This window comes from Devosia sp. P3_B2, assembly GCF_056402875.1.
In genome coordinates this window covers 43,394-65,597 of record NZ_JBFUGO010000005.1, presented here as the reverse complement: position 1 = coordinate 65,597, position 22,204 = coordinate 43,394, and the positions used below count along the sequence as shown (strand labels likewise).

At 64.7% G+C, this 22,204-nt stretch carries 23 protein-coding genes; 14 read left to right on the top strand and 9 right to left on the bottom strand.

All coding sequences use genetic code 11. The features are described 5' to 3' along the window. Positions 1–143: 143 nt before the first annotated feature. From msrB to AC1DV8_RS09020, 4 genes are all read left to right on the top strand, one after another. Positions 144–545, top strand: a complete 402-nt coding sequence (msrB, locus tag AC1DV8_RS09035) for a peptide-methionine (R)-S-oxide reductase MsrB (RefSeq protein WP_477157222.1) — start codon at positions 144–146, stop codon at positions 543–545. 235 nt (positions 546–780) lie between these two features. Continuing rightward, a complete protein-coding gene (locus AC1DV8_RS09030; protein WP_477157221.1) occupies positions 781–2,853 on the top strand; it encodes a S9 family peptidase in 2,073 nt (690 codons plus the stop codon). 103 nt (positions 2,854–2,956) lie between these two features. Further along, complete coding sequence (locus tag AC1DV8_RS09025) at positions 2,957–3,565, top strand: superoxide dismutase (RefSeq protein ID WP_477150129.1); 609 nt, start codon at positions 2,957–2,959, stop codon at positions 3,563–3,565. A 158-nt stretch (positions 3,566–3,723) separates the two neighbouring features. Next, positions 3,724–4,227: a hypothetical protein gene (locus AC1DV8_RS09020; RefSeq protein ID WP_477157220.1), complete on the top strand. Its 504-nt coding sequence runs from the start codon at positions 3,724–3,726 to the stop codon at positions 4,225–4,227. Positions 4,228–4,289: 62 nt separating this feature from the next. Here the strand turns inward: AC1DV8_RS09020 and AC1DV8_RS09015 are convergent, their stop codons facing one another. Beyond that, positions 4,290–5,276 carry an NADPH:quinone reductase gene (locus AC1DV8_RS09015; protein WP_477157219.1) on the bottom strand — a complete coding sequence of 329 codons (987 nt, stop codon included), beginning with the start codon at positions 5,274–5,276 and terminating at the stop codon, positions 4,290–4,292. 151 nt (positions 5,277–5,427) lie between these two features. Between AC1DV8_RS09015 and AC1DV8_RS09010 the strand changes: the two genes are divergently transcribed. Then, positions 5,428–5,739 carry a winged helix-turn-helix transcriptional regulator gene (locus AC1DV8_RS09010; protein ID WP_477157218.1) on the top strand — a complete coding sequence of 104 codons (312 nt, stop codon included), beginning with the start codon at positions 5,428–5,430 and terminating at the stop codon, positions 5,737–5,739. A 94-nt stretch (positions 5,740–5,833) separates the two neighbouring features. On the opposite strand, the gene AC1DV8_RS09005 is transcribed toward AC1DV8_RS09010, so the two are convergent. Continuing rightward, positions 5,834–6,400 (bottom strand): hypothetical protein, encoded by a 567-nt coding sequence (locus AC1DV8_RS09005; protein ID WP_477157217.1) that lies wholly within the window; start codon positions 6,398–6,400, stop codon positions 5,834–5,836. Beyond that, positions 6,390–7,907: a helicase HerA-like domain-containing protein gene (locus tag AC1DV8_RS09000; RefSeq protein ID WP_477157216.1), complete on the bottom strand. Its 1,518-nt coding sequence runs from the start codon at positions 7,905–7,907 to the stop codon at positions 6,390–6,392. Before AC1DV8_RS09000 ends, AC1DV8_RS09005 begins: the two co-directional genes overlap by 11 nt. Before the next feature lie 247 nt (positions 7,908–8,154). On the opposite strand from AC1DV8_RS09000, the gene AC1DV8_RS08995 reads away from it, so the two are divergent. From AC1DV8_RS08995 to AC1DV8_RS08985, 3 genes are all read left to right on the top strand, one after another. Next, positions 8,155–9,480 carry a TIGR03808 family TAT-translocated repetitive protein gene (locus tag AC1DV8_RS08995; protein ID WP_477157215.1) on the top strand — a complete coding sequence of 442 codons (1,326 nt, stop codon included), beginning with the start codon at positions 8,155–8,157 and terminating at the stop codon, positions 9,478–9,480. Between the two features lie 106 nt (positions 9,481–9,586). Next, the gene (locus AC1DV8_RS08990) at positions 9,587–9,835 is read left to right on the top strand and encodes a DUF1902 domain-containing protein (protein ID WP_477157214.1); all 249 of its coding nucleotides are present in this window, start codon (positions 9,587–9,589) and stop codon (positions 9,833–9,835) included. Then, positions 9,836–10,030 carry a type II toxin-antitoxin system HicA family toxin gene (locus AC1DV8_RS08985; protein ID WP_477157213.1) on the top strand — a complete coding sequence of 65 codons (195 nt, stop codon included), beginning with the start codon at positions 9,836–9,838 and terminating at the stop codon, positions 10,028–10,030. It begins immediately after the preceding gene. Between the two features lie 12 nt (positions 10,031–10,042). Here AC1DV8_RS08985 and AC1DV8_RS08980 read toward each other — a convergent pair whose 3' ends face one another. The 6 genes from AC1DV8_RS08980 to AC1DV8_RS08955 all read right to left on the bottom strand — a co-directional run bounded on the left by AC1DV8_RS08980 (position 10,043) and on the right by AC1DV8_RS08955 (position 14,189). Then, positions 10,043–11,038: an asparaginase gene (locus AC1DV8_RS08980; protein ID WP_477157212.1), complete on the bottom strand. Its 996-nt coding sequence runs from the start codon at positions 11,036–11,038 to the stop codon at positions 10,043–10,045. A 163-nt stretch (positions 11,039–11,201) separates the two neighbouring features. Further along, entirely contained in the window at positions 11,202–11,543 is a 342-nt protein-coding gene (locus tag AC1DV8_RS08975; RefSeq protein ID WP_477150120.1) for an SH3 domain-containing protein, read from the bottom strand. A 177-nt stretch (positions 11,544–11,720) separates the two neighbouring features. Next, positions 11,721–12,137 carry a hypothetical protein gene (locus AC1DV8_RS08970; RefSeq protein WP_477150119.1) on the bottom strand — a complete coding sequence of 139 codons (417 nt, stop codon included), beginning with the start codon at positions 12,135–12,137 and terminating at the stop codon, positions 11,721–11,723. A gap of 244 nt (positions 12,138–12,381) precedes the next feature. Continuing rightward, on the bottom strand, positions 12,382–12,984 hold the full coding sequence (locus tag AC1DV8_RS08965) for a hypothetical protein (RefSeq protein ID WP_477150118.1): 603 nt from the start codon (positions 12,982–12,984) through the stop codon (positions 12,382–12,384). A gap of 218 nt (positions 12,985–13,202) precedes the next feature. Next, the gene (locus AC1DV8_RS08960) at positions 13,203–13,601 is read right to left on the bottom strand and encodes a hypothetical protein (RefSeq protein ID WP_477157211.1); all 399 of its coding nucleotides are present in this window, start codon (positions 13,599–13,601) and stop codon (positions 13,203–13,205) included. 168 nt (positions 13,602–13,769) lie between these two features. Then, the gene (locus tag AC1DV8_RS08955) at positions 13,770–14,189 is read right to left on the bottom strand and encodes a hypothetical protein (RefSeq protein ID WP_477150116.1); all 420 of its coding nucleotides are present in this window, start codon (positions 14,187–14,189) and stop codon (positions 13,770–13,772) included. 216 nt (positions 14,190–14,405) lie between these two features. On the opposite strand from AC1DV8_RS08955, the gene AC1DV8_RS08950 reads away from it, so the two are divergent. From AC1DV8_RS08950 to AC1DV8_RS08925, 6 genes are all read left to right on the top strand, one after another. Next, positions 14,406–15,263: an NAD-dependent epimerase/dehydratase family protein gene (locus AC1DV8_RS08950; protein ID WP_477157210.1), complete on the top strand. Its 858-nt coding sequence runs from the start codon at positions 14,406–14,408 to the stop codon at positions 15,261–15,263. Further along, positions 15,263–16,114 carry a sugar phosphate isomerase/epimerase family protein gene (locus AC1DV8_RS08945; protein ID WP_477157209.1) on the top strand — a complete coding sequence of 284 codons (852 nt, stop codon included), beginning with the start codon at positions 15,263–15,265 and terminating at the stop codon, positions 16,112–16,114. Before AC1DV8_RS08950 ends, AC1DV8_RS08945 begins: the two co-directional genes overlap by 1 nt. A gap of 84 nt (positions 16,115–16,198) precedes the next feature. Then, on the top strand, positions 16,199–17,311 hold the full coding sequence (locus tag AC1DV8_RS08940; protein WP_477150113.1) for a microcin C ABC transporter permease YejB: 1,113 nt from the start codon (positions 16,199–16,201) through the stop codon (positions 17,309–17,311). Beyond that, the gene (locus tag AC1DV8_RS08935) at positions 17,311–18,486 is read left to right on the top strand and encodes an ABC transporter permease (RefSeq protein WP_477157208.1); all 1,176 of its coding nucleotides are present in this window, start codon (positions 17,311–17,313) and stop codon (positions 18,484–18,486) included. The genes AC1DV8_RS08940 and AC1DV8_RS08935 overlap by 1 nt, the downstream gene beginning before the upstream one ends. After that, complete coding sequence (locus tag AC1DV8_RS08930) at positions 18,483–20,114, top strand: ABC transporter ATP-binding protein (protein WP_477150111.1); 1,632 nt, start codon at positions 18,483–18,485, stop codon at positions 20,112–20,114. Before AC1DV8_RS08935 ends, AC1DV8_RS08930 begins: the two co-directional genes overlap by 4 nt. A 116-nt stretch (positions 20,115–20,230) precedes the next feature. Then, entirely contained in the window at positions 20,231–22,072 is a 1,842-nt protein-coding gene (locus AC1DV8_RS08925) for an extracellular solute-binding protein (RefSeq protein ID WP_477157207.1), read from the top strand. Positions 22,073–22,204 lie beyond the last annotated feature (132 nt).

Sequence of the window (22,204 nt, the reverse complement as noted above, 5' to 3'; positions counted from 1 at the left end):
GCTGGCGTCAGCTTAGCCCCTCCCCCCGCCCCGGCAAGGCAAACCGGTCAACCCGGCCAGATGCACCACAGCTTTGTGAGCACTGGGGGATTTGCGATCCACGGGCACAATCGCCATATCTTGCGCCGTAACGGAGATTCCCGATGAGCGAGACCTTCAAGGTACAGAAGTCTGATGAAGAGTGGCGCGCCACGCTCACCCCCGAGCTCTATCGCGTCGCACGCGAGCACGGCACCGAGCGTCCGTGGTCCCACATCTACAACACCGAAAAGCGTGACGGCATCTATCACTGCGCCTCGTGCGGCGCTGCGCTGTTCACGGCCGACACCAAGTACGAATCCGGCTCCGGCTGGCCGAGCTTCTTCAAGGCCATCGAGGGCTCTGTCGCCCAGACGATCGACAAGAGCCACGGCATGGTCCGCGTCGAAGCCCACTGCGCCAACTGCGGCGCCCACCTCGGCCACATCTTCCCCGATGGCCCCAACCCCACGGGCGATCGTTACTGCATGAACGGCACGAGTTTGCAGTTCGAGCCGAAGGCATAATCCTCTAAACCTCCCCCACGCGCTCTTGCCTTCTCCCCTTGAGGGAGAAGGTGCCCGAAGGGCGGACGAGGGGTATCGCATCGCCTGGCGATGCGCGCTTCGAGCGCCAGCGAGAAGCGAGTGCCCCTCACCCGTCTCGGCTTCGCCGAGCCACCCTCTCCCTCACGGGGAGAGGGACACCACGTCCTCAGCCGGTGTATAGGCGCACCTGTTAACTCCCCCGAGACCCTCCCACATGCCCATCCCACCCGTCGCCGAACGCCGCCAGCATGCCACGACCAATCACGGCATCACGCGACTGGACCCGTATCACTGGCTGCGCGCGGACAACTGGCAGGAGGTGATGCAGGATCCGTCCACTCTCCCCGCCGATATCCGCGGCTACATCGAAGCCGAGAACGCCTATTTCGCCGAGGCCTTCGAGACCCCGCACGAAGCCCTCGTCGACAAGATCTACCGCGAGATCCGCGGCCGTATCAAAGAGGACGAGACCGGCATCCCATCGGCCGATGGCCCCTGGGCCTACAACTCGCGCATGGAAGAGGGAAAGCAGTACCCGATCCTCGTGCGCACCCCGCGCGACGGCGGCGACGAACAGATCCTCCTCGACTGCAACGTCGAAGCGGGCGACGAGTATTTCGGCTTCGGCGGCGGCGACCATGACCCGTCGCACCGCCTGCTCGCCTGGAGCGCCGACCGGCAGGGCTCGGAGTTCTACACCCTCAATATCCGCGACCTCGCGACCGGCAAGGACACCGGCGAAGTGATCGAGGACATCGCCGGCGGCGGCGTATGGTCCGCCGATTCCAGCGCCATCTACTATTCGGAGTACGACGACAACCACCGCCCGTACCGCGTGCGCCGGCACGTGCTCGGGACGCCGCAGGCCGATGACGAGATCGTCTACGAGGAAAAGGACCCGGGCTTTTTCGTCGGCGTCGACGAGACGCTATCGCGTAACTACATCGTCATCGACGCGCACGACCACCAGACCTCCGAGTTCTGGCTGATCGACACCCGCACCGGCGGCGCCCCGAAGCTGGTCTCCCCGCGCCTCACCGATCGCGAATACGATGTCGAGGACCGCGACGGGGTGTTCTACATCCTCACCAATGCCGAGGGCGCCGAGGACTTCAAGATCGTCACCGTCGCTGCGGACAACCCCGCCGCCGAGAACTGGATCGACCTCGTGCCGCACCGGCCGGGCGTATTGATCCTCGACATCATCCTCTTGCAGCATCACCTCATCCGCCTCGAGCGCTCCGAAGGCCTGCCGCGCATCGTCGTGCGCGACCTCGACGATGGCGACGAGTGGACGGTGAAGTTCGATGAGGAGGCCTATGCGCTGGGCATGTCGGCCGGCTACGAGTTCGACACCAAGACTATCCGCTTCACCTATTCCTCGCCGACGACGCCGTCCCGTACCTATGATCTCGACCTCGTCACCGGCGAGCGTACCCTGCTCAAGGAGCAGGAGGTCCCTTCCGGCCACAACCCCGCCGACTATGAGACCAAGCGCATCTTCGCCACCGCCACGGATGGCGAGCGCGTGCCGGTCACCCTGCTCTACCGTAAAGGGTTGAAGCTCGACGGCAAGGCGCCCGCCCTGCTCTACGGCTACGGCGCCTACGGCATGGCGCTGCCCGCGGGCTTCTCAGTGTCAAAGCTGTCGCTGGTCGATCGCGGATTCGTCCACGCCACGGCGCATGTCCGCGGCGGCATGGACAAGGGCTATGCCTGGTACAAGACCGGCCGGCGCGCGCAGAAGACCAACACCTTCACCGATTTCATCGCCGCCGCCGAAACGCTGATCGAGCTCGGCTACACCAGCCAGCGCCGCATCGTCGCCGAAGGCGGCTCGGCCGGCGGCCTGTTGATGGGCGCCATCGCCAATCTCCGCCCCGATCTCTGGGCCGGCGTCATCGCCGAAGTACCGTTCGTCGACGTGCTCAACACCATGCTCGACGAGACCCTGCCCCTGACCCCGCCCGAGTGGCCCGAGTGGGGCAACCCGATCACCGACAAGGCCGCCTACGACCGCATCGCCGGCTACGCCCCCTACGAGCAGGCGGGCGCTATCGATTATCCGCCGATCTTCGCCCTAGCGGGCCTCACCGATCCGCGCGTCACTTACTGGGAGCCGGCCAAGTGGGTAGCCAAGCTCCGCGCCACCAAGCTCGGCGACGCGCCGCTCTATCTCAAGACTCACATGGGCGCCGGCCACGGCGGCGCCTCGGGCCGCTTCGACCAGCTCAAGGAGACCGGCCTGAGCTACGCCTTTGCGCTCTGGTGCGTAGGATTGGCATAAATCCACCCAAAGCGGGAATTGTTGAGCAATGCCAAAGGGCCTATATCGGAGCCAGCCCAGCGGCCAACAATCATAGAGACTGTCCCCCAAGGAGGCATCCAGAATGGCATACGAACTTCCCCCCCTGCCCTACGCCTACGATGCGCTCGGCCCCTACATGAGCAAGGAAACGCTTGAGTTCCACCACGACAAGCACCACCAGGCCTATGTCACCAACGGCAACAAGCTCGCCGAGGGCAAGGGTCTCGAAGTGCTCGAGCTCGAGGACGCGGTGAAGGAAGTGTTCGGCAAGGATCCGGCGCTCTTCAACAACCTTGGCCAGCACTACAACCACGTGCATTTCTGGAACTGGATGAAGCCCAATGGTGGCGGCGGTGCCACCAAGGTCCCGGCGGCGCTGCTCAAAGCCATCGACTCTGATCTCGGCGGCTTCGACAAGTTCCGCGCCGATTTCATCGCGGCCGGCACCACCCAGTTCGGTTCGGGCTGGGCCTGGCTGTCGCTGAAAGATGGCAAGCTGCAGGTCACCAAGACCGCCAATGGCGAGTCGCCGCTGGTGCACGGCAATGCCAAGCCGCTGCTCGGCGTCGACGTGTGGGAGCACTCCTATTACATCGACTACCGCAACGCGCGCCCGAAGTACCTCGAAGCCTGGTTCGACAACCTGGTGAACTGGGAACATGTCGAGCTACTGTTCGATGAAGCCAAATAAGCTTCCCGCAGATCAAGTTCAGGGCCCGCTCCGGCGGGCCCTTTGCTTTTGGCATGGAGGCTGTGGCCCCCAAAAAACAGCGCGCGCAGCCTGTCACCACCTTCCCCGTCCCGTCGCACAATGGTAACAATTGATTAACCATTGGGAGCCGGAAGATCGTGGCCGATCAACGCACCATCGCTGTCCTCGTCGCCAACCCGGCGCTGAGTTCGATTCTCTCGATGGTGCTCGCGTCCGTGCCGAGCTTTCGCGTCCGCCCCTTCGACTCCGAACTGGCGCTCGTCACCTACATGCGGCTCGCCCCCGTCGATGTCGTCGTCACCGATTTCGACAGCGCGTCGGCCCGCGCCGACCGCGTCACGCGCGACCTGCGCGCCGATACCGCTATCCCCAACCACGATTACCAGGTGATCGCGCTCGCCAGCACCGTGTCGCCGGAAACCAAGGAACTCTGCATCGCCTCCGGCATCGACGAAGTCATCGTCAAACCGATGTCGCCGAAGTACCTGCTCGAGCGCGTGCAATCACGCCTCGCGCGCCGCGCCGCCAGCCTCAAGGGCTACCGCCCGGCCCGCCAGCCAACGCTGCGCCGCCCGGATTTCTCGCAGTACAGCAACGTCATCCCGCTGTGGACCCGCGAACGACCGCTGCCGACGCACTGACAGCCGGGCTTCGCGACCCCTCATCCGGCGTCCCTCCCCAGTGGACCAATCAGGCTGTTGCCTCAGCCCAGCGCAATAATCGTCTTGCCGAGTTCGCCGCGTTCGACGGCTTCGTGGGCGGCGACGATGTCGTCGAGGGTCAGCACGCGGCCGATCTGGTGGGTGAGTTGATTGGCCTCAAGCGCGGCGTTGATGCCGGCGGCGGCTTCGCGATGGGCCTCAGCAGTCATCACATAGACCAGCACGAAGCGGATGGTGGCGTCGAGAAAGATCATCGGCCAGAACGGCAGGGTGGGCTGCGGCACAGTATCGCTGGCATAGGTGGCGACGACGCCGTTGGGCGCCAGGGTCTTGCCGATCAGGTCGAGATTGGCGCCAAAGGCGACTTCGACGAAGCGGTCGACACCCCTGCCCTTGCTGTCGCCAGTGAAGGCAGCAACCCGGGCGGGCAGATCATCAGTATGGCGGTTGAGGACCAGATCGGCACCGGCCGCAGTGGCTGATGCGGCCGCCTCGTCATTGCCGACCGAGGCGATGACGCGGGCACCGCCGAGCTTGGCGAACTGGATGGCGTAGCGGCCGACCGCGCCGGCACCGCCGGAGACGAAGACGGTCTTACCAGTGACCGGACCATCGACGAAGACACAGCGATAGGCGGTCATGGCGGGAATGCCGAGGCAGGCGCCTTCCTCGAAGCTGACGCCATCGGGCAGGTGCACAGCCTTCCAGTCGGGGAGCGTAGTGTATTCGGCGGCTGAGCCGTTCCAGCGGCCAAGCTGGGATTCGTAGAACCAGACGCGCTCACCGATCCGGCTGTCGAGTTCGGGGGAACCCACGGCGACGATCTCGCCCGCGCCATCCTGATTGGGCACGACCTGCGGGAAAGCCGGGGCGCCGCTGCCGCTGCGACCCTTGGTGTCGGACGGATTGACCCCCGAGGCGCGGACGCGGATCAGCACTTCGCCGGGCGCGGGTTGTGGCGTCGGCAACTCGCCGACCTGCAATACGTCGCGGGCGGGGCCCTTGGTGGAAAACCAGGCAGCTTTCATTCGCACGTTCCTCTTGTTTCCCAGCCTAACTAGGTCTTCAATGCATCTGAGAACAGTACGCACAAAGGCATCATGTACTATCATGAATGATAGCACCCCTATCCTGACTCGCCCGCGCCGCAGGGCTGGCCGCACCGGTTGCGCGGTGGAAGTGACCCTTTCGGTAATCGGGGGCCTGTGGAAACCGGTGATCCTGTTTCACCTGCTCGACGGCAAATTGCGCTTCAATGCGCTGTGCCGGATGGTGCCCAATGCGACGGCGCGCATGGTGACGCTGCAATTGCGCGAACTGGAGCGTGACGGGGTGATCAATCGCATCGTTTATCCGGAAGTGCCCCCGCGAGTCGAATATGAGCTGACGGAACTGGGCCGTTCGCTCGAGCCGGTGCTGCTCAGCATGCGAAATTGGGGGATGGGCTTCAGCTCGGACGAGGAGCGCGAGCACCTCCATGTTTGCCCCTAAGCGCGCTCTCGCGGCAGTCCGTCTAACTTGCTAGACAGGCCGACCCTCCGACGCGGGGATGACATCGAGTGTGGTTTGGAGAGCGTGCCTGCCCTCAGGCGGTCACGTTCAGCGCCCAGGCCACCTTGTTCCACAAGTCCTCGACGTTATCCGTGAACACCACCACCCGATCCGCATGGCTCACCGAGTGGCTGAGAATATCCGTCGCCATGCCGCGCATCGCCTCGAACGCCCGATGGTGGTTCAGCAGCACCACCGGCTTGCCGCCGCCGCCGGCGCCGGTGCGCACCCAGGTGCGATAGAGCGCCGCCGCCGAGGCCAGCGAGCCCGGCAGCCCGACGAAGCCCTGCGCCAGTTCCCCCACCCGCTTCACCCGCGCCTCGGGATCGTCGATCCGCTCCACCGGCACCTCGGCCAGCGCCGCCGGCGCCTGGAACGCCGCGTCGGCGACGATCAGCACTTCGCCGCCTGCGGCCCGGGCGCTGGTGATCAGCGGGATGTTGTCCAGCGTCTCGTCAGCAAGGCAAATGATCCGCGCCCCATGCCGCGCCAGCAGCGTTCCCGCCTGCGACATGATTGAGCTGCGCTCGGCATCGCCAGGCCCCTTGTCCGAGGCAAACACCGCCAGCGCCGGGTGGTTCTGCGCGACGTTACCTGCCACGGGTCAGGCCACCGAGAATGCCGCGCAGCAGCGCCTTACCGAGTCCGTTCGCCATGGTGCGGCTGAACGAGGTGATCGCCGCTTCGGTCGGCGACTGCCGGGTCGACCGCCGCGGCTGCGCCGCCCGCTCGGCCCGCTCCTGCGCCGCCGCAGCCTTTGCCTCGGCGGCAGCCGTTTTGGCGTCGAGCTCGGCCTGCCTGGCATTCGCCTCGATCGCCTGCCGCTCCTGCGTCTTCTTGGTCAGCACCTCGAACGCCGACTCACGATCGACCGGCGTGTCGTACACCCCGGCTACCGGCGAATTGGCGATCACCGAGCGACGCTCTTCCGGCAAGAGAGGTCCGACCTGCCCCGAAGGCGGCCGGATCAGCGTCCGCCCGACGATCGACGGCACGCCCTTCTCCTCCAGCACCGAAACCAGCGCCTCGCCAGTGCCGAGCTGGGTGATCACTTCCTCGGTCGAGAAATCGGGGTTGGGCCGGAACGAGTCGGCCGCCATCCGCACCGCCTTCTGCTCTTTCGGCGTATAGGCGCGTAGCGCGTGCTGCACCCGGTTCGACAGCTGCGCCAAAACTGCGTCCGGAACGTCGATCGGGTTCTGCGTCACGAAATAGACGCCGACGCCTTTCGAGCGCACCAGCTTCACCACCTGTTCGACCTTATCGACCAAAGCCTTCGGTGCATCGTCGAACAAGAGGTGCGCCTCGTCGAAGAAGAACACGAGCTTCGGCTTATCCGGGTCGCCCACCTCCGGCAGCACTTCGAACAGCTCCGACATCAGCCAGAGCAGGAACGTTGCGTAGAGCCGCGGCGCGCGCATGAGCTCGTCCGCGGCGAGGATCGAGACATAGCCCTTGCCGTCGGTCGTGGTGCGCATCAGGTCGCGGATGTCGAGCGCCCGCTCGCCGAAGAACTGGTCGCCACCCTGCTGTTCCAGCACCAGGAGCGAGCGCTGCACCGCGCCCACCGTCGCCGAAGCCACGTTGCCATACTGAACCGAGATGTCCTTGGAGTTGTTGGCGATTTCCACCAGCAGCGCACGCAGGTCCTTCAGGTCGAGCAGCAGCAGCCCGTTATCATCGGCATACTTGAAGGCGATGTTCAGCACGCCTTCCTGCGTATCGTTGAGATCGAGGATGCGGCTCAGCAGCAGCGGCCCCATCTCCGAAATCGTGGTCCGTACCGGGTGGCCCTGCCGCCCGAACAGGTCCCAGAAGATCACCGGGAACTTGTCGGCGACATAGTCGGTGAAGCCGATCTCCTCGGCCCGCTTCACTTGCCAGTCGAGCATCTTGCCCATGGCGGCAATGCCCGACAGGTCGCCCTTGATGTCGGCCGCGAACACCGGCACGCCGGCCGCCGAAAACCCCTCGGCCATCGACTGCAGCGTCACCGTCTTCCCGGTGCCCGTGGCGCCGGTCACCAGCCCGTGGCGGTTGCCGTACTTCAGCGCCAGATATTCCGGCCGAGTACTTTGGCCGAGATAGATCTTGTCGGGAAGGAGCATGACGCCTCACTGGATTCGATGGCCGGTTCAGGACTCTATAGCGGCGAGGGGTTGGGCTGCCAAATGAAAGCGGGGCGACGGAGGCTGTGCGCCACGTCCATCGTGCGCAAAGGATACCCCCACCAGCCTATCCGCGTGCCGGCCCCGTGAACCGGTGTCCAATTTCAACCCCGCATCCCCTGGGGAAGCCACAGCATTCGCCAGTTCCCAAAAGCGCCCCTGCGCCCTTACACTCCGTGCCATGCGTATGAACCGCCGTCACATCCTCGCCGGCCTCGCTGCCCTGCCGCTCGTCGGCGCTGTGCGCGCGCAATCGCTCGATTCGTCGTCGCTCAACCTGACGCCGGGCAGTCTCGACGATCAGAGCAGCGCGATGCAGGAGGCCCTGCTGCGCGCCGCGGGCGAAGGGCGGCCGCTGTTCCTCCAATCCGGCAACTACTACGTGCAGAACCTTCAGGTCCCCAGCAACGTGGTGGTCCATGGCATCCCGGGCGGCACCATCCTCGCCGCCGCAGACGGCGCGCCGGTGATCCGCATTGCCGGCAGCGCCCATGTCAGCTTTTCCGGCGTCACCTTCACCCGCGGCAATGGCGGCCCCTCGGGAGCCGACCGCGGCCTTGTCGAGATCGAAGCCAGCGACCACGTCACCATCAGCAATTGCAGCTTCGTCGGCGGCGCGGCTAACGGTCTTGCCGTACGTGATGCCGGCGCCGATATCGAGGATTGCGATTTCACCGGCCACGCACTCGCCGCGATCTTCTCGGTCGATGGCCGCGGCCTCAACATCGCATCCAACCGCGTCGACAAGTGCGGCAATGGCGGCTTCCTGATCTGGGGCAGCCAGCCGCGCCACGATGGCTCGGTGATCACCGGCAACACCATTACCGGCGTCGGCAACACCAATGGCGGCAACGGGCAGAACGGCAACGGCATCAACGTCTTCCGCTGCAACGACGTAATCATCTCCAACAACCAGATCGCCGATTGCGCCTTCACCGCGGTGCGCCTCAACTCGACCGGCAATGTCGCCGTCACCGGCAATGTCTGCCGCAACTCCGGCGAGGTCGCGATCTTCTCCGAGTTCGCCTTCACCGGCTCGGTGATCTCCAACAACATCGTCGACGGCGCCGCCGCCGGCATTTCGATCACCAACCTCGATTCCGGCGGCCGCCTCGCGGTCTGCTCGGGCAATATCGTGCGCAACATCCGCGCCCGCTCCGAGGTCAACCCGGACACCAAGCCCTTCGGCATCTACGCCGAAGCGGAAACCAGCATCTCGGGCAACAGCATCGACAACGTCCCCGGCATCGGCATCATGGCCGGCTACGGCACGTTCCTGCGCGACGTGATCATCGCCGACAACGTGCTCTACGCGACGAACACCGGCATCGGCGTCAGCGTCGTCCAGAACCCCGCTCCCGGCCCGGTCACCATCACCGGCAACATCGTCCACGCCCCCCAAGACCACGCCATCGTCGGCATGGAGTGGGACAAGGTCGTCACCGGGGATCTGGTGAAAGACGCGGCGAAGTACCCGCACGTGACGGTGGCGGATAATTCGGTGACGTCCTAGCGCGTGCCCACGACCGACGCACTGGTCTCGGCATGGCACAGCGTCTACATATGTGATCCAATTCACATCGGCATGTGACTTCCGTCACATCACAGGAACGCTTCCTATGACCAATCGAACATTCCGCGTGCGCGCGCTGTGGGACGAGGAAGCAAATGTCTTCTACTCGGAGAGCGATATTGTCGGCCTCCACGTCGAAGCGCCGACTTTCGAGGAGTTTGAAGCGGTCCTGATGGAGGTCGCACCGGACCTGATCGTCGCCAACCATATGACGTCGGCCGACTTCGCCAGCACCCCGTTGCGCGACCTCATGCCGGCGATAGTTCTCGAGATGCCCTTGGCGCGAGCCAGCTGAGTGGTCGACGGCTACTACAGCGCCGTGACCAAAGAGCTTAGGCGGCTCGGCTTTCGATACGACACCAACGCCAAGGGCTCGCACGAGAAGTGGGTCGATGACGCGGGGACCATCCTGATCGTCCCGCGAAACCTGATGAGCCGTCATACCGCAAACGGCATCCTCAAGGACGCCGGCAGCAAGCTTCATCTCTGACGCATTCGTCCCCTAAGCCGCCCGCATCTCACCCACATCGAACCCGCGCACGTTCCGCACCACCTGCCGGGCGAACTTCTCCAGCACTGCGCGCTGCGCCGCGTCCGGGTCGGCGAAGCGCAGCAGCAGGTTGGCGACGAGCGTCTGGCTCGCCAGCATGTTGCCGTCGTCGATCTTCAGCGCGTAGCCCCAACCCTTGTCACGGATGGCGCCGCACTGCACGCCCTCGGCGCCGCCCTTCTGCATGACGCGGCCGCCGAACGCTTCCATCACCAGCGTGTCGAGATGCCCCGTGCCTGCCACCAGCAGCGGATGACGGGTCGCCGCGTCGAAAATGCGCCGAGCAGCGCTCCCCAGGTCGTCCGGCAGGCCCACGCCCGTCGCCATCTTGGCGAACCCACGCGCAAAGCCCGAAAGCGGCGCTGCCCAGGTCGGGATCGAGCAGCCGTCGGTGCCGCAGCGATCCTCGCTCAGCGGCTCGCCAATCACCGTCTCGATCGCCTTGCGCACCGCCACCTGCACCGGATGCCCACGCGTCACGTAGTCATGCGTGTCGACACCCAGCGCGCGCGCCACGCTCAGCATCCCCGAATGCTTGCCGGAACAATTGTTGTGCAACTGGCTCGGCTCCAGCCCAGCTGCCCGCAGGGCCTCGCGTGCCTTGCTGTTCGTCGGCTGGTGCGCCCCACATTCGAGATCGCCGGCGCCAAGCCCGATATGGTTGAGGAAATGCGTCACGCCGAACACGTGAACGTCTTCGCCGTGATGCGAGGCGCAGGACAGCGCCAGTTCCTCTTCGCTCAATCCGAAGCGGTCGATGGCGCCCGACGTCACCATGGCCAGCGCCTGCATCGACTTGATCGCCGAGCGCGGAAAGACCGGCCGCGAAATGTCGCCGGCCTCGGCGATGATGTTGCCGTCGGCATCGGAGATGACGAAGGCGCCACGGTGGCGGTTCTCGACGAAATTGCCGCGCGTCTGCTCGACAAGGATGGGGTTGGCGTCCACGACTGCACTCACAGAAAAAAGGCCCGGAAGGTTCCCTAGGGAACGCGTCCGGGCCGTGAAGTCAATGTTCGGAGGTCAGTCAAAGGCACGTGTGCATGGGAGGTCAGTCGGTAGAAGCCCGCCACGCGCCGTTTGGAGCAACGCGGGCGGGAAATCGGTGGGATCAGATATCCCAGTCGTAGGCCATCTTCAGGAACTTGGCGTTCACCCAGCCCTTGGTGTCCTGCTGCTCGACGAGGCACCAGTCCGAGCCGCCCTGCGGCGCGATGATGCAGCGCTCGACCCAGACACTGGTCTTGGGTTCGAACTCGCCGACCTTCTGGGAGTACGAAGCGGGCCACTTGCGGACGTTGAGCGTGTCCCACTTCTTGACACCCACGATGTGGGCGGGGCTCTCGACGTCATAGCCAGCGGCCATGGCGGGCTGGATGGCGAAAGCGGCAGCGCTGGCGATGATCAGACCGGCGAGGGTCGCGACCAGTAGCTTCTCATGGTTCTTGTTCATTTGGGGCGTCCTCACGGAGCGGGTTCAATCTGTTGTCCCGAACATGCCCCACCCGGTTTGAACCCGCTCTGAGCCCGCCATTCAGAAAGCATTCATCGGCAGGGCAATGTCGCGGCCACAAAAAGGATGGGGCGGCTGCCCTGCGGCGCCGCCCCATCGAAACGATGATCGATGCGTTCAGCGCTCGAAGTGGTGCACGTAGAGGCTGATAGTGTCGTCGCCCATCATTCTGACTGCGAACACGTCGTCGGCGTGGTAGCCCTTCTCACCGAGCATTTCGACGAGCAGGTCGTTCCGGGCGATCGAGGCGCGGAGGTAGGCCGCGTTACCATCCGCGCGCATCAGCTCGCCGCCCGGGCAAAGCTCGGTGACCCAGACGCGGTAGCCGTTGTCGATGCCGGTCACGTCGGCCGGGAACACGCGGCTCAGATGACCCAGTTGGTCGCCGCAGGAGTTGGATGATGAGCCGCCATCAGGACAACTGGCCTGGCCGCACGGGGTGTCCAGCTGAATCTGGATGGCCCCGGCCGGCACGGCAGAGAACGAAGTCAGCACGGCGATGGCGAAGGTGGCGGCGAGAGCGAGCTTTGGCATTTTTGTCTCCTGGGTGCGGCGAGCGCGCCGCACGGCGTTTAGGGCGCGAAGCATTACTGCTGGTCCGATGGCCAGCAGTTGGGCTCATTGCCTTGAACCGCCTCTGACGACGCCGTTCAGGTTGGCTACAGGAATGGCCCGGGCCAAATCAGGGCGGTTCAGCGATCGGGTCCCGCTTCTTCTTCGCAAAAAAAAGAGGGCGGGACCCCGCGGGTCCCGCCCTCAATATTCGATGCGTCGTGGATCAGAGTGCGTGGACGTAGAGCACCGCTGCCTTGCGGCCGACGACCACGCCGACCACGTCATCGGCACCGTAGCCACCCTTGCCGAGCGCCTTGTCCATCTTGTCGTTCTGGGCGATGGCATGGCGCAGGTTTTCGACACCAAGCTGCTGCTCGATCAAGTTCTTGTCGACGCAAACCGGCACGACATCCACGGCGTCCCTGCCGTTGACGCTGGTGATCTGCTTGGCCGTGACCTTGGCCAGGTCGCCGATCTTGGCGTCGCAGCGCACGAGGCCCGCGGTATTGCCCGGGATTTCCGGATCGCCGCCGGGCTTGCCCGGCTGGCAGTTCTTCATGCAGCCCTCTTCGGCGACTTCCGGAATGTCCGGGCCGTCGCAGTTCAGCATGCAGCCTTCTTCGGCAACGTCCGGTTCGTCGCACTCGACCACGTGGCAGAACGGATCGAAGGGTTCGCCCACTTCGGAGTCGCCATCGTCGCAGTCGATGGTACAGCCACCGCCGCCGCCAGGGATGGTAGAAGTCGGCTGAGCGTAAGCAGGCATCGCAAAGGCGGCAAGGCCGATGGCAGTCACCATGGCCAGCAGAATGAGTTTCAGGTTCATGATTTCTCTCAACAGGTTTGGTTGCCCGGCGGCACCCTCTGCCGCCGTTCGCCACGCTCTCGGCGCGTCGTTGGGGCGGAACTAGTGCTGGGCGTTTGAACTGCTGGTGAGAGCCGTATTCAGAGATCGTTCATCATCGGACCGCGGCGGAAGTGGCGCAGACTGTCATCGATCAGGGACAGGGACAGGCGCCGGCGGCGCCCGTCCGTGGCTAGCGATCAGCGATGATCGTCGAAGCGGTGGACATAGAGGCTGATGGTGTCATCGCCCATCATCTTGACGGCGAACACGTCGTCCGCGTGGTAGCCCTTCTCGCCGAGCATATCGACGAGCACATCGTTCTGGGCGATGGAGGTGCGGAGATAGGCCGCGTTGCCATCCGAGCGCATAAGATCGGAGGTGGGGCAGAACTCGGTGACCCAGACGCGATAGTGATTGTCGACGCCAAGCACTTCGGCGGGGAACACGCGCTTCAAGTGGCCGAGCTGGTCGCCGCAGTTCTCGGCGGGCGATGGCTCTTCGCAGCGTACCAGACAGTTGGGGCCCGGCTGCGCAAGGGCCGGCAGGACGGAAGTCAAGGTAGCAACCGCCAACGCGGCCATAGCAAGCTTGTTCATTTCAGTCTCCTGTGTGGTGCGGCAGCTTCGCCGCGGCAGTTCCTTTCCAGTTCGGGGCACGGGTGCCCTGTGACGCTTTGAGCCTGATGCCAGATAGCATCGGACCCAACGCCGGCCGGCATCGTGTGCCGGTTCGGCGTCAGGGTTTATTGTAGCACTTCTGGGAGGTTAGCGGTCGAAATGGTGGACATAGAGGCTGATGGTGTCGTCACCCATCATCTTCACCGCGAACACGTCGTCGCTGAAGTAGCCCTTGCCCTTCAGGGCATCGACCAGAACGTCATTGTCGGCGATGGCGGTACGCAGATAGGCAGCGTTGCCGTCGGAGCGCATCAGGTCGGAGGTGGGGCAGAGTTCGGTGATCCAGACGCGGTAGCCATTGTCGATGCCGAGAACCTCGGCCGGGTACACGCGCTTCAGGTGCCCCAGTTGATCGCCGCAGCGTTCGGGGCTGGAGGAACCCTCGTGGCCGCACTGGTTGCTGGTACATGGAATGTCGAGCGGGACGCGCTGGGCATTGGCCGGAGCTACAGAGAACGAAGTCAGCATAGCAGCCGCGAACGTCGCGGCGAGGGCGAGCTTGGTCATTTCAGTCTCCTGATTGGGGGCGGCGGGGTGCTGGCCCGCACGTCGAGTCCTTTTTCAATGTTGAGGGGTCGCGATGAAGCGAACCGCCTCCTTGACGCTGGAGACGAGGCTGCGCCAACCGGCTTGAACCGGCCGTGACAAGTGCGTTCAGGCTCGTGACAGAATGGGTGCAACCCGTGCTAGGCTCAGCGCAAATCAGTTCGGGAGGATGAGGAAATGGCCAAGGTTCTGGTGACGGGCGGCAGCGGTAAGCTCGGGCGGGCGGTGCTCAAGGACCTGGTGACCAACGGCTACTCCGTCCTCAACATCGACCAGCAGATGCCCAAGGACCCGATCTGCCCTACCGTCCGCATCGACCTCACGGATTTCGGCCAGGTGGCACAGGCGATCATGGGCGGCGTCGACGAGCGCAAGGGCCCGTTCGACGCAGTGGTCCACCTTGCCGCCATCCCGGCGCCCGGCCTGTTCGCCAATAGCCGCACCGTCGCGAACAACGTGCCCACCAGCTACAACGTGTTCGAGGCCTGCCGCCTCGCCGGCATCAAGAACGTCGTCTTCGCCTCGAGCGAAACCGTGCTCGGCCTCCCCTTCGAAACCCCGCCTCCCTACGTGCCGGTCGACGAAGAGTACTTCCCGCGCCCCGAGAGCGCCTATTCGCTCGGCAAGCTCCTCGACGAGACCATGGCGGCGCAGTTCTGCCGCTGGGACCCCGAGCTGAAGATCGTCGGCCTGCGCTTTTCCAACGTCATGGATATCGAGGACTACAAGGCGTTCCCCGGCTTCGACGCCGACCCCAAGCAGCGCAAGTGGAACCTCTGGGGCTATATCGACGCCCGCGATGGGGCCCAGGCCGTGCGCCGCGGCATCGAGGCCGAGTTCAAGGGCTTCGAGCCCTTCATCATCGCCAACCACGACACGGTGATGAGCCGCTCCAACATGTCCCTGATGGCCGAAGTGTTCCCCAACGTGCCGCACAAGCGCGAGCTCAGCCAGAACGGCACGCTGCTCTCGATCGACAAGGCCCGCCGGCTACTCGACTACAACCCGCAGCACAGCTGGCGGAACCACGTCTGATGATCCTGCTCGGGGGTCACGGCCTGCCCGTCGGCAGCGACGACCCATACGCCTTCGCCCACGCCCACCGCGAGTTCGGCTACGGCGCTGCCTACGTGCCGGAGGTGTCGATCAACGACACTGCCCGGCTCGTCAATATCGAGCAGGCCTTTGCCGAGGCCGATGTCGTTCTCGCCGAGATCGGCATCTGGCGCAACCTCGTCTCGCCCGACGAAGCAGTACGGAAGACCAACCTCGCCTACGCCGTGGAGCGCCTCGCCATCGCCGATGCCGTCGGCGCCGGCTGCGCGGTCAGCTACATCGGCTCGTTCAAGGCCGGCACCGATTATGCCCCGGCCGCCGAGAACATGGGCCGCGAGGCGTTCGACGCCTCAGTCGAGACTGTCCGCTACCTGCTCGATACGGTGAAGCCCACCCGCGCGAAATTCGCGCTCGAGATGATGCAGTACTCACTGCCCGATAGCGTCGACAGCTATGTCGAGCTGATCCACGCCATCGACCGGCCGATGTTCGGCGCGCATTTCGATCCGGTGAACCTCATCATGACGCCGCGGGTGTATTTCGATAACGCCGCACTGATCCGCGAGTGCTTCGACAAGCTCGGGCAGTGGGTGGTCTCGTGCCACGCCAAGGACATCAAGCTTCACCACCAGGCGGCGCTCCACCTCGATGAAGTCCAGATCGGCGAAGGCGTCCTCGACTACCGCACCTATCTCACCCAGCTCGATCGTCTGCCGCGCGAAGTGCCGCTGATGCTCGAACACCTCACTGGCGAAGCCTACGCGGTGGCCCGCGACCGTATTTTCGCCGTCGGCGACGCCATCGGCGTCAGTTTCGCGGTGCGGCCGTGACATTCACTCCTTGGTGATTTGCCGCATTCCGGCCCACAGTACTGCGTTGCTAGCCTCAACCGACCACGACGACTGGAGCCGCCATTGGGCGCCTATATCCTGAGACGCTTGCTCCTGATGATCCCGACGCTGTTCGGCATCATGGTGGTCTCCTTCGTCATCGTGCAGTTTGCTCCCGGCGGACCGGTGGAGCAGGTCATTGCCCAGATGTCCGGCCAGAACATCAGTGCCACCGAGCGCATCACCGGCAGCGAGCAGGGCGATTTCGCCGGCCAGCAGACTGGCGAGGCGAAGAGCACGAGCGATGTCAACTCGACCTATCGCGGCGCCCGGGGCCTCAGGCCGGAAATCCTCGAGCGGATCAAGAAGCAGTTCGGTTTCGACAAACCGCCGCTCGAGCGCTTCGTCACCATGATCTGGAACTATGCCCGCTTCGATTTCGGCAACAGCTACTTCCGCGATATCTCGGTCATCGACCTGATCAAGGAGAAGCTGCCGGTCTCGATCACGCTGGGCTTGTGGATGACGCTGCTCGGCTACGGCGTCTCGATCCCGCTCGGCATCGCCAAGGCCATCCGCGACGGTTCGCGATTCGACGTCTGGACCTCATCCATAGTCATCGTCGGCTACGCGCTACCCGGCTTCCTCATCGCAGTGCTGCTGATCGTGCTGTTCGCCGGCGGCAGTTTCTGGAACATCTTCCCGCTGCGCGGGCTGGTGTCCGAGAACTTCGCCAACCTCCCATGGTATCGCCAGATACTAGATTACCTGTGGCACATCACCCTGCCGATCACCGCCATGGCGGTCGGTGGCTTCGCTACGGTGACGCTCCTCACCAAGAACTCCTTCCTCGAGGAAATCCGCAAGCAGTACGTCACCACCGCCCGCGCCAAGGGCCTGAACGACCGGCAGGTGCTGTACCGGCACGTGTTCCGCAACGCCATGCTGCTGGTCATCGCCAGCTTCCCGGCGGCGTTCATCTCGGCCTTCTTCGGCGGCTCGCTGCTGATCGAGACGATCTTCTCGCTCGATGGCCTTGGCCTCCTGGGCTTCCAATCGGTGCTCAACCGCGACTACTCAGTGGTGTTCGCGACGCTCTATGTCTTCTCGCTGATGGGTCTCGTCATCGGGCTGGTCTCCGACCTCATGTACATGTGGATCGATCCGCGCATTGATTTCGAAAGTCGGGAGGTCTGATGCACGCCAGCCTAGCGGGCGCCCGCTCCTCCTTCCTCGTCTTTGCTCCGGCCGATCAGGCTCGTTCGGCGCCAGTGCTCTCGCCGATCAACGAGCGCCGGCTCAAGGTGTTCAACGCCAATCGCCGTGGCGTCTGGTCGCTGTGGATCTTCCTCGTCCTGTTCATCCTCACCATGTTCGCCGAGCTGATCGCCAACGATCGGCCGCTGTTGGTGAGCTACAAGGGCGAGCTGCTGTTCCCGGTGGTCGTCGCCTACCCCGAAACCAAGTTCGGCGGCTTCCTCGCAGAGACGATCTACCGCGACCCCTTCATCGCCGACGAGATCAACGCCAATGGCTGGATGTTCTGGCCGCCGATCCGCTACTCCTACGGCACGGTCGACGAATCCCTCACCGGCGCGGTGCCCTCGAAGCCATCCTGGCTGCAGACCGCCGAGGAGCGCTGCGCGTTCTACCCCGGCGGGGTGGACGACCCGTCCTGCAACATCGGCAACTTCCACTGGCTCGGCACCGACGACCAGGGCCGCGACGTGCTGGCCCGGCTGATCTACGGCTTCCGCATCTCGGTGCTGTTCGGGCTGATCCTGACCGTGCTCTCCTCGGTCGTCGGCATCGGCGCCGGCGCACTGCAGGGCTATCTCGGCGGCTGGGTCGATCTCATCGCGCAGCGCCTGATCGAGATCTGGACCTCGGTGCCCTCGCTTTATCTGCTGCTGATCATTTCCAGCATCATCGCCCCAAGCTTCTGGGTGCTGCTCGGCATCCTGCTGCTGTTCTCGTGGACGGCGCTGGTCGGCATCGTCCGGGCGGAATTCCTGCGCGCCCGCAACTTCGAATATGTCGCCGCCGCCCGCGCGCTCGGGGTCTCCAACCTCAAGATCATGGTCGGGCACCTGTTGCCCAACGCCATGGTCGCCACCCTCACCTTCATGCCGTTCATCCTCGCCGGCTCGGTCACCACCCTGACGGCCCTCGACTTCCTCGGCTTCGGCCTGCCCGTTGGCTCGCCGTCGCTGGGTGAGTTGCTGAGCCAGGGAAAGGACAACCTTTCGGCCTGGTGGCTCGGCATCACCGGCTTCTTCACCGTCTCCCTGATCCTGACCCTCCTCGTCTTCATCGGCGAGGCGGTGCGCGATGCGTTCGATCCGCGCAAGACCTTCGCGGGGACACGTTGATGCACGGGCCGCTGCTCCAGGTTGATGACCTGCACGTCGATTTCCAAACCGAGCACGGGCAGATGCACGCCGTACGCGGCGTCTCCTTCGACATCCACGTCGGCCAGACCGTGGCGCTGGTCGGCGAGAGCGGCTCCGGCAAATCGGTCACGGCGCTATCGATCCTCCGCCTCCTGCCCTATCCGGCCGCGTCGCACCCAAAAGGCCGCGTCCTGTTCAACGGCGAGGACCTGCTGCATGCCGAAGACAAGGCCATCCGCGGCGTGCGCGGCAACGCCATCTCGATGATCTTCCAGGAGCCGATGAGTTCGCTCAACCCGCTCCACACCGTCGAGCGGCAGGTGAGCGAGGCGTTGATCCTCCATCGCGGCATGCGGAAGGCCGCAGCGCGCGCCCGCACCATCGAGTTGCTGACCGAGGTGGGCATCCCCGACCCGGTCTCGCGCCTCGACGATTTCCCGCACCAGCTCTCCGGCGGCCAGCGTCAGCGCGTCATGATCGCCATGGCGCTCGCCAATGAGCCGAAGCTGTTGATCGCCGACGAGCCGACCACCGCGCTCGACGTCACCGTGCAGGCGCAGATCCTCGAACTGCTGATGTCGCTGCAGCAGAAGCGCGAGATGGCGATCCTGTTCATCACCCACGACCTCGCCATTGTCCGCCGCATGGCCGAGATCACCCACGTGATGACCGAGGGCAAGATCGTCGAGTCGGGCCGCACCGAAACTATCTTCGCCGACCCGCAGCACGCCTACACCAGGAAGCTGCTGGCAGCCGAACCGAAGGGCGATCCCCCGACGCCAGCCGCCGATGCTGAACAGATCGTCGCCGCCGAAAAGCTGCGCGTCTGGTTCCCGATCAAGCGCGGTTTCTTCCGCCGCACCGTCGGCCACATCAAGGCGGTCGACGACGTCGACATCGCCATCCGTCGCGGCGAGACGCTCGGCGTCGTCGGCGAATCCGGTTCAGGCAAGACCACGCTCGGCCGCGCCCTGCTCCGCCTCATCGGTTCGGAGGGCCGCATCGTCTATCTGGGCCGCGACATCGAGAAGCTCTCCTGGGGCGCCATGCGGCCGCTCCGCAAGGACCTGCAGATCGTCTTCCAGGATCCGTTCGGCTCGCTCAGCCCCCGCATGTCGGTGGCCGAGATCATTGCCGAGGGCCTCGCGGTCCACGCGCCGCAACTTCGCCCGGCCGAGCGCGACGCCCGCGTCGTCCGCGCCCTCACGGAAGTCGGGCTCGATCCGGAAGCCCGCTTTCGCTACCCGCACGAGTTCTCCGGTGGCCAGCGCCAGCGCATCGCCATCGCCCGCGCCATGGTGCTCGAACCGAAATTCGTCGTCCTCGACGAGCCCACTTCCGCGCTCGACATGAGTGTCCAGGCGCAGGTCGTCGACCTCCTGCGCGAGCTGCAGCATCGGCATGGCCTCACCTACCTGTTCATCTCGCATGACCTCCGCGTCGTACGCGCCCTCGCCAACCAGGTGATGGTGATGCGCAACGGCAAGGTGGTCGAGCACGGCCCGGCCGCCGAGATCTTCGCCGCCCCGAAATCCGACTACACCAAGGCCCTGATGGCCGCCGCCTTCGCCGTCGAAGCCGTGCCCACCCCCGAGGTGGCGCAGTGATTGCCCTGGGGTCCGGCGCAAACAGACCCCCACCGGCTCGGAAGCGACCCACCTCGATTCCCGCCACAATCCCCCCTAAGCTCAGCCAACACGTTCTCCCCCGAATGGAGGCCTTCATGCACAAGCTAGCCGCCCTCACCCTCGCCGCGCTCCTCGCGTTCAGCCCGGCGATCGCCCAGGACAAGGTCTGGCACCACGCCGGCTCGCTGATCGGCGAACCCAAATATCCCGAAGGCTTCCAGAAGTTCGACTACGTGAACACCGATGCGCCAGTCGGCGGCGTCGTGCGGTTGAGCTCAATGGGCGGCTTCGACACCTTCAATCCGATCCTGCCGCAGGGCGAACCCGCCGACGGCATCGGGCTGGTGTTCGAGACGCTGACCACGCCCTCGCTCGACGAGAACTCGACCCAGTACGGCAACCTCGCCGAAGCTTTCAGCTACCCCGACGATTTCTCCTCGGTCACCTTCCGGATGAACCCACGCGCCAAATGGGCTGACGGCGAGCCGGTCACCGCCGAGGACGTGGTGTGGACCTTCAACAAGGTCATCGAGCTGAATCCCAGCCAGGCCAACTACTTCGCCAACGTCAAGAAGGCCGAGGTCACCGCGCCCGGCGAGGTTACCTTCACGTTCGACCAGGGCGGCAACCGCGAGCTGCCGCACATCATGGGCCAGCTGATCGTCCTGCCGCAGCACTGGTGGGAGGGCACCGGCGCCGACGGCAAGCCGCGCGATATCGCCCACTCCACCCTCGAGCCGCCGATGGGCTCGGGCCCTTACAAGCTCGCCAGCTTCTCCCCCGGCGCCTCGATCACCTATGAGCGCGATCCCAACTACTGGGGCCTCAAGGAGCCGTTCAATCTCGGCCAGAACAACTTCCAGGAGATCAAGTACGAGTATTTCCGCGACACCACAGCCGAGTTCGAAGGCTTCAAGGGCGACGAATTCGACTGGTGGGACGAGAACCTCGCCCTGCGCTGGCAGAACGACTACAACTTCCCCGCCGTCACCGACGGCAAGGTGATCAAGGAGCTGTTCGAGAACGCCTATCGCGGCTCGGGCATCCTCGTCGGGTTCGTGCCGAACCTCAGGAAACCACTGTTCCAGAGCGAAGCCCTGCGCGAAGCAATGCTCTACGCCTTCGACTTCGAGGAGCTCGACAAGCTCCGCTTCTTCGGCCAGTACGACCGCATCAACAGCTTCTTTTACGGCACCGAATTCGCCTCTTCCGGCCTGCCGCAGGGCGAGGAGCTCGAGATCCTCAATTCGGTCAAGGACCTCGTCCCCGCGACGGTGTTCACCACCGAGTACAAGAACCCGGTCAACGGCGACACGACCAAGCTCCGCAACAGCCTCCGCACCGCCAACGAGATCCTCACCAAGGCCGGCTACACGCTGAGCGGCAACCAACTGATGACTCCCGACGGCCAGCCGGTGACGTTCGAGATCCTCCTCAACGGCCCGACCATCGAGCCCATCGCCACGGCGTTCCAGACCAACCTCAAGCGCCTCGGCATCAACGCCAGCATCCGCTCGGTGGATTCGCCGCAGTACATCGAGCGCGTGCAGAACCACGACTTCGACATGATCTACACCGGCTGGGCGCAGTCGCTCTCCCCCGGCAACGAGCAGCGCGATTTCTGGGGCTCGGCCTCCGCCGCGCAGAACGACAGCCGCAACTATGGCGGCATTTCCGACAAGGGCGTCGACGCCCTGATCGACAAGATCGTTTTCGCCGACGACCGCGAAACCCTCATCGCCGCCACCCGTGCGCTGGACCGCGTGCTGCTCGCCCACCACTACGTCACGCCCACCTACACCCTCCGCAAATCCCGCATCGCCCGCTGGGACCGCTTCAGCCACCCGGCCGAGCTGCCCGAGTTCTCGATCGGCTTCCCGACAGTGTGGTGGTACGACGAGGCGAAGGCCGCGAAGACCGGGGCGGCGAAGAACTAGGGCGGCGCGCCCACCGGCCGTCATCCCGGCGAAAGCCGGGATCCACTGCTCGATGGTTGGATAGGCGCAGGCCCATCCGGTCCATCACAGCAAGGTCGGAGAGGTTGGTGCAAGTGGAGCGGTCAGCGCACT